Genomic DNA, 16388 nt, shown 5'->3' with positions numbered 1-16388 from the left:
GTTTCCGCTTCTAATCTATTTTACTAAATGCCCATATGAAGTACAATCAATCCACTTTGATGTAACACATTCGTAATAATAACCCGGAGAATGCAGACGTTTTCTGCAAATCCATCCCGATTTACACTGTTTTTTCATATACTGACATACCCCTGTTTCGAATGTTCGAATAGTTGAAATTCAAAACAGGCACACCCTTTGTAACCCAATCTTCTACGAGTTAAGCCGGTCACAAGGTGCCATAACATTAAAAAATCAGTACCGTTAGAACGGTCTCGTCCTAACAGCACTGATTTAATTGTTATTTTGATAGCTTTAACATAGCTAACCAACATAAAAAACAGGATGTGCAACCAAAGCAATCAGTCTTATTGTTCGGCAAGCCACTCATGCGCAGCTTTCAGCGCCGCTGGTAGTCCAGCAGGCTTCTTCCCGCCAGCTTGGGCTAAGGTTGGGCGGCCACCGCCGCCACCACCAACTTTTGGTGCAATGGCTTTGATCAAGTCACCAGCTTTGATACCTGCCTTGACCTTGTCATCACTAACAGCAACTAATAAGTTGACCTTTTCGCCAATGACTGTTCCAAGTACCAGTACGTCAGAATACTGCTTGGTCTTCCAAGTATCGGCCAATTGACGGAGTTGATCCATGCCAGAGACTTCAATTTGTTGGGCGATCAACGTCGTACCGTTCACATCGTCAACTTGATCAAAGACTGCCCCAGCCTGCTGTTTGGCTAAGCGACTTTCGAGGCTGGCCCGGTTCTGTTGTTCCGCTTTGAGATCGGCTTGTAACTGACTAACCTTGGCTGGCGTATCAGCTAACTTCGGTGCCTTGACTTGAGCAGCAACTTGCTTCAAGGTTTGTTCTTCGCCGGCAAGCAGTTCGAAAGCTTCCTTCGAAGTAACGGCTTCAATCCGCCGCGTTCCAGCGCCAATCCCTGTTTCGGAAACAATCTTAAATAGCCCCAATTCACTACTGTTCTTAACGTGGGTCCCACCATCGAATTCGATAGAATAATCACCAATTGAAACAACCCGCACAATTTTGCCATACTTTTCAGTGAAAACCGCAATTGCGCCCATCTTGTGACCAGTTTCTTGGTCCGTTTGAATAGCACTGACTGGTAACGCTGCCCAGATCTTATCATTGACGATTTGTTCAACTTTAGCTAACTCTTCGTCAGTCACTTGACCAAAGTGAGTAAAGTCAAACCGTAAATAATCAGGTTCTACAAGTGAACCAGCTTGTTTCGTATGTTCACCGAGAACGTCACGAAGCGCCTGGTCTAACAAGTGGGTGGCGGTATGATTCTTTTCGACTTTGTTGTGGAATGCCAAGTCAACGTTCAGCGTATAAGTCGCGTCTTTTCGCATTGGTTTCAACACTTCAACGGTGTGTAAATGCTGCTTGTTGGGTGCATTTTGTACGTCAGTCACTTTAGCCACCATTTCACCGGCATCATCTAAGATCACACCACGGTCGGCAACCTGACCACCCATTTCAGCATAAAACGGTGTCTTGCTGAAAATCATCTCAGCTTGACCACTGTCGACGTGATCAACCAGGGTCTCGTCAACAATAATGTCGTTCAAAGTCCCCTGCACATTCGTTAATTCGTCATATCCCACGTATTCACTTGGCGTTTTGATGTCGATCAAGAGACTCCGTTGGACGCCCATGGACTTGGCACTGCTACGTGCATTGCGTGCGCGGTCACGTTGAGCCTTCATTTCAACTTCAAAACCAGCTTCGTCGACATCTAAATCTTCGTCGCCAGCGTATTCCTTAGTTAGTTCGAACGGGAAGCCATAAGTGTCATATAACTTAAATGCATCCTTACCAGCTAGTGTATCGTGACCAGCCTGCTTGGTTTCCGCGATCAAGTTATTTAACAGATTCAACCCATCATTCAAGGTCTCATTGAAGCGACTTTCTTCTGAAGCCACGATCTTTTCGATATACGCACTATTTTTGAGCACGTCGGGATAGTGTGAAGCCATGATCTTGCCAACAATCGGTACTAATTGGTCCAAGAAAGCTTCTTTCAAACCTAATTTTTGACCATGTAGGATTGCCCGCCGAATCAACCGCCGAATGACATAGCCACGACCTTCGTTGGAAGGTAAGGCCCCGTCACTAATAGCAAACGTAATGGCCCGAGCGTGATCGGCAATCACTTTGAAGGACACATCGTCCTGGGCGTTATCACCGTAGTGCTTGCCATCACTTAATTCTTCCGTCTTATGAATAATTGGGAGGAATAGGTCAGTTTCAAAATTGGTTTTCGCATTTTGAAAGACCGAAACGACCCGTTCTAGCCCCATCCCCGTATCAATATTCTTACGCGGGAGTGGTTCGTAAGTACCTTCAGGAGTGTGGTTAAATTGCGAAAAGACAATGTTCCAAACTTCCAAGTAACGTTCATTTTCGCCACCAGGATAGTTTTCCGGGTCATCATCAGCTAAATTATTGAAAGCTTCGCCACGATCATAAAAAATTTCTGAATCGGGGCCAGATGGGCCTTGACCAATGTCCCAGAAGTTATCTTCGACTTTAATGATGTGGTCTGGTTTCACGCCAGTTGCTTCCCAGAATTTCACGGCATCCGTGTCCTTGGGATAAACAGTCATGTATAACTTGTCAGGATCCCAGCCAAACCATTTTGGTGAGGTCAAGAGTTCCCAGGCCCAACTGATTGCTTCTTTTTTGAAGTAGTCACCAACTGAGAAATTACCAAGCATTTCAAACAACGTGTGGTGCCGCGCCGTCCGCCCAACATTCTCAATATCATTCGTCCGAATACTCTTCTGTGAACTCGTCATGCGGGGGTTATCCGGCACAACGGAGCCATCAAAGTACTTCTTCATCGTTGCAACACCGGAGTTGATCCATAATAACGTTGGGTCATCCACGGGAACTAGTGATGCACTAGGGACAATCGTATGACCTTTTTCATGAAAAAAGTCCAAGTACATTTGCCGAATTTCACTACTACTTAATTTTTTCATTTAATTCTGGCATCCTCTCTATCATTCTTAATTTAAGGCAAAAAAACACCGTTGCTAGCAAAGACGCTGTTAACGCGGTACCACTCTGCTTGCAACGATGTGTTCGTTTACCTCTTAAGCTCATTAACGCTGAGACACGGACTAGTTTGCTAGTCATTACTTCTAGGTAGCATCTACCCCACACCGCACTTTTTCCAGCAACCAAAGTGTTTCTTGACCGATATGTGAGATAGATATGTCCTTACTTTGCAAAGTATAGAAAACTTGCGGCGACTTGTCAATACACCACTCAGTTATTTTGCATTAATCTATCCGGATGCACGTCAATTAAGACTTACGATCCTTGCGTTCCTTGCGGGCAGCCGCTCGTTGTTCGATGCGGCGGTCCATCCGCGCCTTATCGCTGATCTTTTTACGAATGCGGCGTTTGTAACCCGGCTTGATCTTTTTCTTGGACTTTTTGACGTAACCAATCAAGGTTGGGTCCAGTTTTTCCTGTTTTGGCCCCCGTTTAGCCCGACGATTACGGTCATATGAATCCACAATCTCACCATCACGAATCGCCTTCGGTTTGAACTTGATCCCCATTGCTTCAACTGCACTGACCTTGGCTTCTTCGCCTGGGCTATATAACGTAATCGCAGTCCCCGCCATTCCATTCCGGCCGGTCCGGCCAACACGGTGAATGAAGAATTCTAAGTCATTCGGAATATCATCATTGATGACGTGTGAAACACCTTCAATATCAATCCCACGGGCAGCTAGATCAGTGGCAACAACAAATTGATACTTCAATTGTTGGACGTCGCGCATAACCCGCTTTCGTTCACGTGGTTGGATATCTCCATGGATCATTGCGACCGTTAAACCTTGTTGGCGCAAATAATGGGTCAACTCTTGAACTCGTTCCTTCGTGTTAGCAAAAATCAACACGAGATACGGTTCACCAATCGTCAGCAAGCGATAAATAATACTGTTTTTATCGTGACTCTTGGTGGAAATCAGCCAGTTATCAATAGTCGGACTAATCACAGATTCTACTGGAATTTCTTCCATAACTGGATTGTTCATGTACTTGCGCAAAAATGGCGTTAATTTTTGTGGCATCGTGGCTGAGAACACCAACATTTGTAAATCAGCAGGCATTCGGCCAGCAATCTGGTCAACCACGTTCAAAAAGCCCAAGTCTAGCGTCATATCGGCTTCATCAACTACTAGCTGAGTCGCACGATGCACATCGAGTGCCTGGGAGCGCATTAAGTCCAGAATCCGTCCTGGGGTCCCAATAATCAACTGTGGTTGGTGCCGATTTAGCTTTTCAATCTGTTCCTGCTTATCAGTCCCACCGACATAGAGTCCAATGTGAATGGCTTTCGGGCTGTGTTGGATCAACTGTTTAGCAGCAGTCTGAATCTGATAAGCTAATTCACGGCTGGGCGTTGTGATAACTGCCTGCACGTAACGTTCATCAGCATTCAGTTGATTGATCATTGGCAGTAAAAACGTATGCGTCTTACCACTCCCAGTTGCTGACTGACCGATGACGCTGCGGCCAGCAGCAATCACTGGAATCAACTTTTCCTGTACCGCAGTCGGTTTGCGGAAATTGATGTCAGTCAGTGCCTGCATCAAGAACGGCTGCAATTTAAAATCTTCAAAACTTGCGGTCATATTTAAACCTCTTTCTCATAATGGCTAGCGACTTGGTCGAGTTCTCGCACTACCGTTTCAATTTCTTGTTGGTCTTTAGCCTTGGCACCGCTCGCTAATGCGTGGCCCCCACCATCATGGTTCTTGGCCACACCGTTGATTGACGGTCCCTTTGAACGTAACCGAATACGGAAGTCACCTTCCTTTTGTTGAACAAAAATCGCCCAGCACTTAACCGTATCAATACGCCCAGGTAATGGGACAACCCCAGCAGTACTAGCATCACCGATTGCAAATGAATCGAGAATCGCATTCGTTAAAATAACGTAAGCTGCACCCGAATCCAACTGTGTCAGATGTTCATAAACGTAGGCCGACAACCGTGCGACTGGTAACGTGATGGTATCTTCAATACGATTAACAGCTTCAGCATCCGCACCGGCTTCCATTAAGGCCGCTGCTGCTCGCATGGTACTAGGCTTGGTCGCAGAGTATAGAAAGCGACCGGTGTCCCCAACGATGCCGGCATACAACAACCGAGCGGCGTTAGCCGTTAGCGTTAACTCCGCCGCAAGGGGTGCGTACCAATTATAAATCATCTCACTCGTACTGGAAGCATCAACGTCGACCCACTGTGGGTCACCGAAAGCGTCATCGTTTGGGTGATGATCGATTTTAACAATTGTCTTACCTTGATTCCAAAGTTCACCATCAATTCGGGGCTGATTAGCGGTATCAAGAATTAATACTAGTGCGTCTTGATAGTCCGCTTCGGTAACCTCATCCATTTGTCCTAACCAGTCAAAACCATGGTACTGTTTTCCAGGTGTCAATACCCGCTTCGCAGGAAAGCTAGCTTTAATGATAGCTGCTAACCCTAACTGGCTTCCGATGGCGTCTGGGTCAGGTCGCTGATGACGATGAATGATGATTGTTTTTGCTTGTTTAATTAAGTCAAAAATTGCTGTTTGGACGGTCATAAATGAACCTTCTTACTCTCATAATTTACTGGTGGCGATTAAACTGTCACAGTACTCCAGTATACCGAAGAATCCGCGTCGCGCCAAATAAATTAATTATCATTTGGATAAAGTGGTAACGTTAAGTTCTCAAACGCCAGTGGTGCCAAGCCAGTTAGCGTGATCCCTAACAGGCGGATGCCAGAGTTAAAATGATCATCGACCACCTCTTCAAAAATCTCTTCGGCGTACTGCTCAAACAAGGCCGCGTCATTAGGTATGAATTCACCGAACGTTCGCCGCTTGGTAATTGTGACAAAGTCACCGTAACGCAACTTGAGAACGAGTGTTTTACCGTGGCGCTGATGCGATTGCATGCTAGCTGCTACCAACTTAGCGATGGCCTTCAAGTGCGTATTAACTTCCGTCGTCGATTGGAGAAACGGTCCAAACGTCCGCTCTTTGCCGATTGATTTCCGTTCACGTAAATACTCGACTGGCCGATCATCACTGCCGCGCACTCGCCGGTATAAAATATAGCCCAACTTGCCAAATTGTTTGATTAGGTCTAATTCAGACTGTGCGTATAAATCCTGTCCAGTCTTGATTCCTAAATCGTGCATTTTAGGTACCGTCTTTTTACCGACACCCCGAAATTTCTCGATGGGTTCACGTAATAAAAATGGTTCTGCATCCTGTGGTAATACGATCGTCACACCCGCTGGTTTTCGATAATCTGATGCTAGTTTGGCAATGAATTTGTTGTAGGAGATTCCCGTTGAACAAGTTAAATGTGTTTGATGCCAAATTTCTTGTTGTAATCGGTGCGCCAGTTCGACCGCACTATGGATGTGTTTCTTATTCGTAGTCACATCCAAGTAAGCCTCATCAAAGGCAATTGGCTCAATCATCTCTGTATACTCATGGAAAATACGATGAATCTGCGCCGAAACTTCGCGGTACAACGGAAAGTTGGGCGTCTTAAATACTGCTGTTGGGCAGAGTTCTAATGCTTTAGCAGCTGGCATCGCCGAGTGAACACCAAATTGGCGGGCAACATAGTTAGCCGTCGTCACAACGCCTCGCCCACCTGTCTGCCGAGGATCATGCGCGATCACTAACGGCTGCGTCTTGTAGGCTGGATGCTCCCGCTCTTCGATCGACGCATAAAACGCGTCCATGTCCACATGAATAATTTTCCGACTCGTATCCACCCGAATAGGCGCTTCAACAATTGACTGTGCCATCCGCCGCCCCTCCAATCCTTAGTACTTTCATTATACACGAACATACGTTCAAAAGCGCGTTTCAAGACCAAAAAATAAGCAAAAAAAATAAGCGGTCATCAGTAATGATCGACCACTTATGGTGTAAACCTATTTTGCTTCAGAATCAGCATTATCGTCGGCGGCTGAGCTTGCCGATTCAACTTCAGAAGCAGCAGCTGATTCAGCCGCTGCCCCAGATTCTGGTGCAACTGTCTTAGCTTGTGCATCTTCGGCTGGAGAAATCTTAGCAACAGCGTTCAAATCAAAAACCAAGTAGATGCCATCACAGTCTAAAGTAACTGTTTTTTCGGTTTCGTTAACTTCATCAACGACCCCGTGCAAGCGACCAATTGTCGTAACCTTGTCACCACGTTTGATTTTGCTTAACATTTGTTGATGTTGTTGTTGTTGTTTCCGTTGTGGACGGATCATGAAGAAGTATAAGAATGCGAACATGACCACGATAAACAGAATTGATGCCATTTGACCCATTTAATATCGCTCCTACTCTAATTAAAAGTTTGACTATCTTTAACTTTAACAAATTACAGTCTGAAATACCAGTAGCACTAAAAGTTTTTCGGGTTTTTATCGTTAAAACCGTACATTTCAAAGAAGTTCTGGCGAAACTCCAGTAAATTATCATCCATAATGGCTTGACGAACTTGCTTCATTAAGTGTAACAAGAAATATAAGTTATGATAACTCGTCAAACGCAAACCAAACGTCTCGTCCGCCTTAATCAAATGACGAATATAAGCACGCGTGAAATTACGACAGGTATAACAATCACAATTATCATCTAACGGGGTGAAATCGTGAGCGTAGGCCGCATTTTTGACAACTAAACGCCCATGGGACGTCATGCAAGTGCCATTACGGGCAATCCGAGTCGGTAAGACACAGTCAAACATATCGACCCCACGAATTGCACCGTCGATCAAGGCATCCGCAGAGCCAACTCCCATCAAGTAACGGGGTTTATTTTCTGGCAATAGTGGCGTCGTGAAGTCTAAAACATGATTCATCTCAGCCTTCGATTCACCCACTGATAAGCCCCCAATCGAGTAGCCTGGAAAGTCCAAGCTAACAAGATCTTTGGCACTCTGTTCACGCAAGTCTTTAAAGCCCGCACCTTGAACAATCCCAAATAAGCCTTGGTAATCAGGGTGTTGATGAACCTTCAACCCCCGCTCTGCCCAGCGACTTGTCCGGGCAACTGACTTGCTAACATAGTCGTAACTTTCAAAGAATGGTGGGCATTCATCCAAACTCATCATGATATCTGGGCCAAGATCATTTTCGATTTGAATAGCCTTTTCAGGAGATAAGAACATCTTTGAGCCATTCAGATGATTCTTAAAGTGGACCCCTTCTTCCGTAATATCACGGTTTTTAGCCAGGGAAAAGACTTGAAACCCACCTGAATCCGTCAAGATTCCCTTTTTCCAATTCATAAACTGATGTAACCCGCCAGCTTCTTTCACGATTTGCTCGCCTGGCCGTAACCACAGATGGTACGTATTCGATAAGATAACACCCGCACCCATCGCGTCTAATTCTTCGGGTGCCAGTGACTTAACACTGGCTTGCGTCCCAACGGGCATAAACATCGGTGTTGGAAAGGTCCCGTGTGGCGTAATCAATTCGCCAAGGCGGGCTCCTGTGTGTTTTTCTTTCTTAATTAATCGGTATTTAATTGCCGGTTCCATATCTGTTCCTCCGTATTAAAATGTTGCTAAACTCAAATAATGATAGCACGAAATCCAGCCGTGAACCAGTCGCGGCAATTGGCGTGGGCACCCACGTGGCTTTAGTCAGTCTGTTAACAAAGCGTTCAAACGTCAAATAGTCGCCTCAAGAATGCATTTTAACTTCTTGAAGCGACTATTGACAATCTTTATTATCTCCAGAGCTAAAACGTCAGCTTGAAATTAGCGATACGCCTCGTATAATACGGCATTTTAATATTCAACCGTCATCCGTTTCAAAATAAGCGATCTCGTTTAAAGCCAGTTATACTAGTGAATAAACATCGCATCGCCAAAACTGAAGAAGCGATACTTTTCATCAATCGCATGTTGATAAGCCTTCAAAATCATATCACGGCCCGTAAAGGCAGCCACTAACATGACCAAGGTCGACTTCGGTAAATGAAAGTTCGTGATGAACGCATCAACGACTTTCCATTGATAACCAGGTTTGATAAAGATATCCGTCCAACCCGAATCCGGCTTGATTTCACCATCAAACTTACTACCAATGGTCTCTAACGTCCGGATTGACGTTGTCCCGGTTGCAATGATGCGCCCACCATTTTGCCGTACTTCATTCAACGTCTTAGCAGCATCTTCGTCCAATCGATAAAATTCACTGTGCATCTTATGATCATCGATATTATCTTCTTCAACTGGCCGGAACGTCCCTAGTCCGACATGCAGCGTCAAGTAAACCAACTTAATACCCTTGTCTTGAACTTTTTGTAAGAGTTCCTTCGTCCAGTGTAAACCAGCTGTTGGCGCAGCTGCCGAGCCATTTTCCTTGGCATAAACAGTCTGATAACGGTCTGGATCATCGAGTTTTTCTTTAATATATGGTGGCAATGGCGTTTCACCCAGGCTCTCCAAAATTTCCATGAAGATCCCATCGTAATGGAACTCGATCATTCGAATGCCATCTTCCTTTTCAGCCGTTACGGTCGCCGTCAACTTACCATCGCCAAATGAAATCACGGTACCGACCTTGGCACGCTTGGCAGGTTTCATGAGTGTCTCCCATTCATCACCTTCCGTATTATGCAATAATAGGACTTCAGCGTGACCACCAGTTTCAGGTTTAACACCATACAAACGAGCTGGCATAACGCGGGAATTATTCATAACGACCGCATCGCCTGGATTGAGTTGATCAATAATATCGTAGAAATGCTTATCTTGCATTTCGCCCGTTTGGCGATCCAATTCCAACAACCGTGAACTATCCCGTTTTTTGATTGGTGTCTGGGCAATCAGTTCATGTGGTAAATCATAATCAAAATCTTCAAGTGTTAAACTCATGTTGTGACCTCTTATCTTTATTTATTTTCTGGGTATGGGAATCCCAAATGCTGATAACCTTTAATTGTAACAACGCGTCCACGTTGTGTTCGCTTCAAGAACCCAATCTGGAGTAAGTACGGTTCGACCACTTCCGCGATTGTATCCGTTTCTTCACCAATATTGGCCGCAATCGTAGCAAGCCCGACCGGACCCCCGTCATAATACTCTAGCATCGTTCGTAAGAGCTTATTGTCAGTCTCATCCAAGCCGGCATCATCTACGCGTAAATATGTCAGTGATCGCGCCACGATGGCCTCATCAATGGCATCTTGATCCGCCACTTCTGCAAAATCACGAATTCGCTTGAACAAGCGATTAGCAATGCGGGGCGTTCCCCGTGAGCGACGCGCAATTTCGTGGGCACCCGATGGTTTGATACTCGTTTGAAAAATATCTGCAGTCCGCTTAACGATATCTTCCAAATCAGCAACTTCATAGTACGCCATATGTTCGACGATTCCAAATCGGTCACGTAACGGAGCTGACAGCATACCAGCTCGGGTGGTCGCGCCAATCAGCGTAAACGGCGGCAGTGGAAAGTGTACGGGATGGGCGGTTGGCCCCTGTCCGACCACGATATCGACAAAAAAATCTTCCATGGCCGAATACAACATTTCTTCAACGATTTTCGGTAACCGGTGAATTTCGTCAATAAATAAGATATCACCCGGCTCCAGTTCATTCAAGAGCGCAACCAAATCACCTGGCTTTTCGATTGCAGGGCCACTGGTCGTGCGGATATTGACCTGCATCTCGTTGGCGATTACCATCGCTAGCGTGGTCTTCCCTAATCCCGGTGGACCATACAGCAAAACGTGATCCAAGGATTCCTCACGCTTGCGGGCCGCTTCAATATACACTCCTAATTCGTGCTTGACCCGGGCCTGACCAATATACTGGGCTAACGTTTGCGGACGGAGCGATTTTTCTAATGACGCCTCTTCGTCATCGGCTTTGTCACCGGATAATAACTTGTCATCGTCCATTTAGTTACCCCTCCCATCTACTTCTTCATCAATAGTCGTAGTCCTTCACTCAACAAGGTGTTCGTATCGGCCCCTTGTGTCTGACTAAACGTCTCCAACTTCTTAGTGACCTTCTTGACATCCGCTTTCGAATAGCCAAGAGCTTCCAGAGCCGCCAACGCGTCCGCTAACGCGCCATCAACAGCAGGAGCATCCACATCGAGCGCAGTTTGACCAGTCACATCAACGTTTAGATCGTTTAATTTACCTTTCAAGTCCAGCACGATTTGCTGAGCTGTCTTCTTGCCCACGCCAGGAAAACTCGTCAGATAAGTCGCATTCTCTTGATTGATGGCTTGGATCAGACCTGCATGGTCGTTGTTGGCCAAAATCGCGAGGGCCGACTTCGGACCAATTCCCGAAACCCCGAGCAACTTTTCGAACAACGCCTTCTCGTCAGCATCAAAAAAGCCAAATAGGCTCATACCATTTTCGCTGACGGCTTGATGGATATACATCTTAACTGCTGTTGGGCCCACCTGGTAACGGTATGGATTAGCCGTTAGCACTTTATAACCAATGCCGCTGACCTCAATCACCACATAACCGGGGGTTACATCGGTCACTTGACCGAGAAAATATTCGTACACCGAAAAAACTCCTTTAAATAAAACGTATGTTTGCTTGCTAAATTGTACCACATTTTCACAGTGGCTTAACACTGGTGCACCGATAAAAACCAAATTTTAATGTTAAATCAATTTCACCTCGATTGACGGATTTCGTTGCAAGAAATGCTTGCCGCCACGTTAACGTCATGCTATGCTCAAAGTCCTAGGGAGGTCTCGCTATGCAACTCAAACCGTTTAAAGCGGTGTTACCAACCACAACTGGTCAAACTAAAATTCAAACAGCTGCGACCAATTGGGACAGCCAGGATACAATGACGACAACCGAAGCCAGCTATTACTGGTACGAACTCACACTCAACGGTGTTCACCAGTGGCGCTTAATTGGCAGCTGGCCGGTGGATCAAACCGTGACGACCATGGTTCCCGGCACGATCAACACAGTCCTTTACCCACAGCAGCCCGTTATCGAGATGTTGATTGACGACTGGGTCGGTCATTTTGCCCCGGTCGTCGAGGTGACGGATACCGCGCACGTCACACATCGACTCTGGCAGATTACTGAGTCTGAGGTCAATACCGACATCACAACGGCCATGGCACCCGTTATCCCGCAGAAAACGTGGTTGACAACGGTCAGCACGCCACTCGTCATGTTAGTCTCAACCAGTGAATGGCAAAAATTAGTCACTGCACCGGTCATTCCCGAACAATTAATTGCGTTAGCGACATCTCATAATTAACCAGTCGTGGCTGTTAATTGTGAATTTCGCTATGGCATACATTCGTTTGTGTTCCATCTAACGTTAAATAGGCTTCTTAGGAATCAAAGTTAATTCCTAAGAAGCCTATTTTAATACCGATTTACTCAATTAAGATTGTCTGACACGTTTGTGAAGCCCCCACCAGCAGGCAATCAGTATGCTAATCACACCACCAATAATACTCGACCATATGCCGATTTTTAGTCCTGGTGTGTGATACGTCAACCGAATCTGGTGCCGGCCGGCTGTCAACTTGGCCCCCACAAACCCTTTGTTGACGACTTGGGTCCTAACGGTTTGACCGTCAACTCGTAGCTGCCAACCAGTCGAATACGGAATTGACGTTGTTAACACGGTTGCTGTCTTAGTCAGCGTGGTTCCCGTAATCTGGTTGTTCGTCACTTGTTGATGCTTCAACCCACTCGTCTGTAGTTGCCGCGTCCGTTGACGATAAGTCTTCCCAAGCGGTACAGCGATCAGTTTAGCGGACTTAAAATGCAAACTACGAATGCTCGTAAAGTTCAACGTAATCAGCTTACGCGCGTACTTGCTATACCCTAAGTTGATTACTGCTGATGTCCGGGGCTCATAATCTGACATATTCGTGGTACCCAACTGACTAAAGCTCGTCAAGTTATCCGTTGTCTGAGCAGTTAAAGAATACCCACTAGCGCTCAAATTGCCCTTCAGACCATCGCGAACATCATCTAGATAATCGACTTTGGTATACGGACGGGCCGTGAACACGTTGGTATTTTGACTCGTTGTCAAGGCGTGCTTGATTGAGGAACGCCGATAACTGATGCCATCTAGCACAAGATAGAGTTCCGTATTTCGATACTTCTTAGGGTGTTGAATGGTCAATTGGTACGGTATCTGGTGCCCCTGCACATCACTGACCATGCTCGTTAACTCGTCGGCATTGTTTTCCTGATTTTTCTGGACTAACTTTTGATTAGCTGCAATCAAGTTCAACACGCGGTTTGACGGTGTCGTCAGGCCAGTTGCCGGCGTCAAACTTTCTCGTTGTTCCGGCGTTAATGTGATCGTATCTGCCGGTAACTTAGTCAACGCGTTGTTCGACGCTCCCGTTGCATGTTGATTGCGGTAAATAATCACCTTGTCCAACGTATCCAAAACATTCGTCGTATCCGCTTGAACCGTATAAGCGACGTTTTTTCCGGTAACGGTTGGCTTGACAGTCTTAACACCACTAACCTGCTGCGTAGTGACCGCACCTTGTAACAAGGCTTGCTCGCGGTCAACTGCGTTCAAGCGATTAAATTGGCGTTGACTAATCTGATGCTGCTGTGTATAAACTAACGGCAACGCATTCTTGGATTTTAACAAGATCGTGCCGGTATGATTACTCATGCCATAAATAAACTTGTCCGCAAAAATCTTCGGTTCGCCAGTTTTCATCTTAACAACCTCATATCCGGCTGGTAAGGCTTGTTTCTTCAACTGGTCCTCACGTGCAAATAAATATTTAACACCTAATAAGTTATACATCGTCGTCCGACCGTCCAACGAACCGAGTGGCGAGTTCATCGCATACTCTGAGTTGCCTAAGGCCTGACTAAATGCCCCCACGTAACCATTTTGAACTGAAAAATACGATCCAACCGTGTGAGTTCCTAACACCATCGGCACATCACTCTCAGCCGAACGCATCATATAGTAGTTGGGTGCCAAAGCCGTTCGATAAAATTGGCTAGTCGTGGTTAAACTTTTTTGCGCGCCATCAAAATAATTTTTGACCCATTTCATTGCCGCGCCCTGCCGCAACTGCTCAGTACTATTAGAATTAGTATTGATACTCAACCAGCCCAGTCCGTTATTCGCCAGGTTCAGCGTGACAATTCCCAGTAATAACACATAAAATTGCCGATTGGTCAATTTTAAGGATTGTTTGGCCAGCAGGACCCCAATTAACGCTAACAAGATAAGATATGTCGCAATATCATGTTTGCGGATATTGAGATAGAATCCATTGATCAGCCAAATAATGACAAGCAGACCGCCACTAATACCAGCCAACCATTTTAAATCAGCCGCTGTCAGAGCAGTGACTTGGTCCATAAATGCCATCGTCGCATAAGCAAACACGAGGGTTGCCATCAACAACCATCGATTAGAAGGTGTTGAAAAAACGTTGAATACGGCCGCAAATTGAGGCAACAAAATACCCAACATCATCACGACCAGTACCCAATTAAGCACCCAATAGCGTCTGAAATGACGTAGTGTATAAATAATTGCAATAAAGCTAATGCTACTCAGCCCGAGGGTCACCCAGTATTGGACACTGCCACCATTGGTCAACAGTCGATTGGGTAAATTAACGTAATAATTGATGGGATAACTCGTCAAGCCATTCGCAAAGTTAAAACTCGCACGCGTTGCCGTCAACATCGCGAGCAGCGTGGGCACTAGTAAGATGCCTGCCATCGTGACACCAAGACCAACTGCCACTAGTAACCGCCAAAATAACTGTCCAAACGACCGCATCGTTAAATGGTCACGACGACGTGACCAGAAACGCACCAAAGCATAGACTAAACCGCCCAATGCGAGTAAGTAAGCAAAATAGAAGTTACTCAAAATTACAACGGCGGTAATCAGACTGAGTGGTAACCAATGTCGGCCTCGTAAGACCCGTTCAATCGCCCAACACAGTAGCGGAAACCAAATCATTGGTAACAAGAAAAACGGGTGGTGCATCCCAACATAGAACGTATACGCGGTAAACGTATACGTCAAAGCTCCAATCAATTGACTGATACGTTTGAACTTGAACTGCCGACTGAAACCTAGAAAAGCAAGTCCAACGAAGTACAATCGCAGCAAGATCAACGCTTGGTAGGCCCATTCCAAATGAGCGCGCGAAACAAACGCCACTAAATAATTAAACGGATCACCGACCACGTAGTAGGAAAAAGTCGTCAGTTGATCGGCCCCCAAGCCGAGATTCCATGACCAACTGAATAATTGTTGTGGGTGGTGCTGTAAGATCCGCTGAAATTCCAATAAAATCGGGAAGTGTTGGGCGATGCCATCCACTTCCCAAATCAATGTCCGGCCGGCTAAGAAAAGCCCACTGTAAGTAATCGTCGCAATAACCACAAACATCGCCGTATACCAGACGACTAGTGGTATCTTCCGTACTGTCTTCAAATCAGGTGCCCCTATCTTGTAATTACGTCGACAACGCAATCCCCATATTTTGCCATCTCAAACAATGTTTCTATTTTACCATGAACAATTTCGTCTCGTGATGTTCAGTTTGAATCTTAATAAATTCGTGATTCACAGCTGTCCCATCAACAACTAACGCCAATCCCAGTTATCTAAAGTTTCAATCTTAGTAGTCGCCGGATAACTCCCAAACAACTGTACTAAAGGTTGTAAGCCACTCACAGCATTATCACGTTGTAAGTTGATCGCAGCGATTGCCGCTTGATCATGACGGTTAGGATCGAGCTCAAAAACAGCAACTTGCTCATATAAATTTAGCGTAATCAATTTGGCGTCCCGCGCACTTGGATGCGCATTTAATTCCCACAGCGTCTTGCGCCCGGCCACGAACGTGGGCGTGGCCTCTAGTAAATCTGCCAAAAAACAATATGCCGAATAAACCTGGCGATAATAAAGTTTGGTCATATCCAAAACAATCAACTCCCAATCATGTTGAGTGGTCCAAGCACCCGATACGCGCTCACCACTCATTTTAATCAATGATAGCTAACTATTTAAACCAATTCAATCTGAAATTTTACAACTCAAATTAGTGTCACAAACGCCACTTCCCCAATCTTAAAGTTGTTTTTTAGACCGCAATACTGGCGACAATAAAAGTGAGGCTGTGACATAAGTCTCTAGAAACAAAGCAGGTCTGGAAAAATCTTCGAATTTTTCCAGACCTGCTTTTGATATAATAGAAAACCAAAAAAGAGCACCGGTCGCACCCGATACTCTACGAAATTATCCTCGAAAGGACATTCCTAATATGCAAGATTATTATAACATGAATCAAACCACTTT

General features: G+C 45.5%; 12 protein-coding genes. 1 reads left to right on the top strand and 11 read right to left on the bottom strand.

From position 1 onward, the window contains the following. Window positions 1–368: 368 nt before the first annotated feature. The 9 genes from alaS to ruvA all read right to left on the bottom strand — a co-directional run bounded on the left by alaS (window position 369) and on the right by ruvA (window position 11601). Window positions 369–3011, bottom strand: a complete 2643-nt coding sequence (gene alaS / locus ACOV1R_RS11555; RefSeq protein WP_003645449.1) for an alanine--tRNA ligase — start codon at window positions 3009–3011, stop codon at window positions 369–371. A gap of 327 nt (window positions 3012–3338) precedes the next feature. After that, entirely contained in the window at window positions 3339–4682 is a 1344-nt protein-coding gene (locus tag ACOV1R_RS11550; protein ID WP_003645450.1) for a DEAD/DEAH box helicase, read from the bottom strand. 2 nt (window positions 4683–4684) lie between these two features. Next, on the bottom strand, window positions 4685–5641 hold the full coding sequence (locus ACOV1R_RS11545; RefSeq protein ID WP_003641519.1) for a DHH family phosphoesterase: 957 nt from the start codon (window positions 5639–5641) through the stop codon (window positions 4685–4687). A 92-nt stretch (window positions 5642–5733) separates the two neighbouring features. Next, entirely contained in the window at window positions 5734–6867 is a 1134-nt protein-coding gene (gene dinB / locus ACOV1R_RS11540) for a DNA polymerase IV (protein WP_003641518.1), read from the bottom strand. A 129-nt stretch (window positions 6868–6996) separates the two neighbouring features. Further along, the gene (gene yajC / locus ACOV1R_RS11535) at window positions 6997–7380 is read right to left on the bottom strand and encodes a preprotein translocase subunit YajC (RefSeq protein ID WP_054518976.1); all 384 of its coding nucleotides are present in this window, start codon (window positions 7378–7380) and stop codon (window positions 6997–6999) included. A 77-nt stretch (window positions 7381–7457) separates the two neighbouring features. After that, window positions 7458–8600, bottom strand: a complete 1143-nt coding sequence (gene tgt / locus ACOV1R_RS11530) for a tRNA guanosine(34) transglycosylase Tgt (RefSeq protein ID WP_003641516.1) — start codon at window positions 8598–8600, stop codon at window positions 7458–7460. A 309-nt stretch (window positions 8601–8909) separates the two neighbouring features. After that, window positions 8910–9944 (bottom strand): tRNA preQ1(34) S-adenosylmethionine ribosyltransferase-isomerase QueA, encoded by a 1035-nt coding sequence (queA, locus tag ACOV1R_RS11525; RefSeq protein ID WP_003641515.1) that lies wholly within the window; start codon window positions 9942–9944, stop codon window positions 8910–8912. 17 nt (window positions 9945–9961) lie between these two features. Beyond that, entirely contained in the window at window positions 9962–10972 is a 1011-nt protein-coding gene (gene ruvB, locus ACOV1R_RS11520; protein ID WP_003641514.1) for a Holliday junction branch migration DNA helicase RuvB, read from the bottom strand. A gap of 17 nt (window positions 10973–10989) precedes the next feature. Beyond that, window positions 10990–11601: a Holliday junction branch migration protein RuvA gene (gene ruvA / locus ACOV1R_RS11515; protein ID WP_003644635.1), complete on the bottom strand. Its 612-nt coding sequence runs from the start codon at window positions 11599–11601 to the stop codon at window positions 10990–10992. Between the two features lie 200 nt (window positions 11602–11801). Between ruvA and ACOV1R_RS11510 the strand changes: the two genes are divergently transcribed. Beyond that, a complete protein-coding gene (locus tag ACOV1R_RS11510; protein ID WP_015380562.1) occupies window positions 11802–12323 on the top strand; it encodes a hypothetical protein in 522 nt (173 codons plus the stop codon). A 129-nt stretch (window positions 12324–12452) separates the two neighbouring features. Here the strand turns inward: ACOV1R_RS11510 and ACOV1R_RS11505 are convergent, their stop codons facing one another. Continuing rightward, entirely contained in the window at window positions 12453–15521 is a 3069-nt protein-coding gene (locus tag ACOV1R_RS11505; RefSeq protein ID WP_217203244.1) for a YfhO family protein, read from the bottom strand. A gap of 153 nt (window positions 15522–15674) precedes the next feature. Then, entirely contained in the window at window positions 15675–16073 is a 399-nt protein-coding gene (locus ACOV1R_RS11500; RefSeq protein WP_217203246.1) for a hypothetical protein, read from the bottom strand. Window positions 16074–16388 lie beyond the last annotated feature (315 nt).

The sequence above is a fragment of the Lactiplantibacillus sp. YT640 genome (genome assembly GCF_049745435.1).
Taxonomy (GTDB): domain Bacteria; phylum Bacillota; class Bacilli; order Lactobacillales; family Lactobacillaceae; genus Lactiplantibacillus; species Lactiplantibacillus plantarum.
The sequence above is the reverse complement of the archived record's forward strand: the minus strand, read 5'-3'. Positions and strand labels throughout refer to the sequence as shown.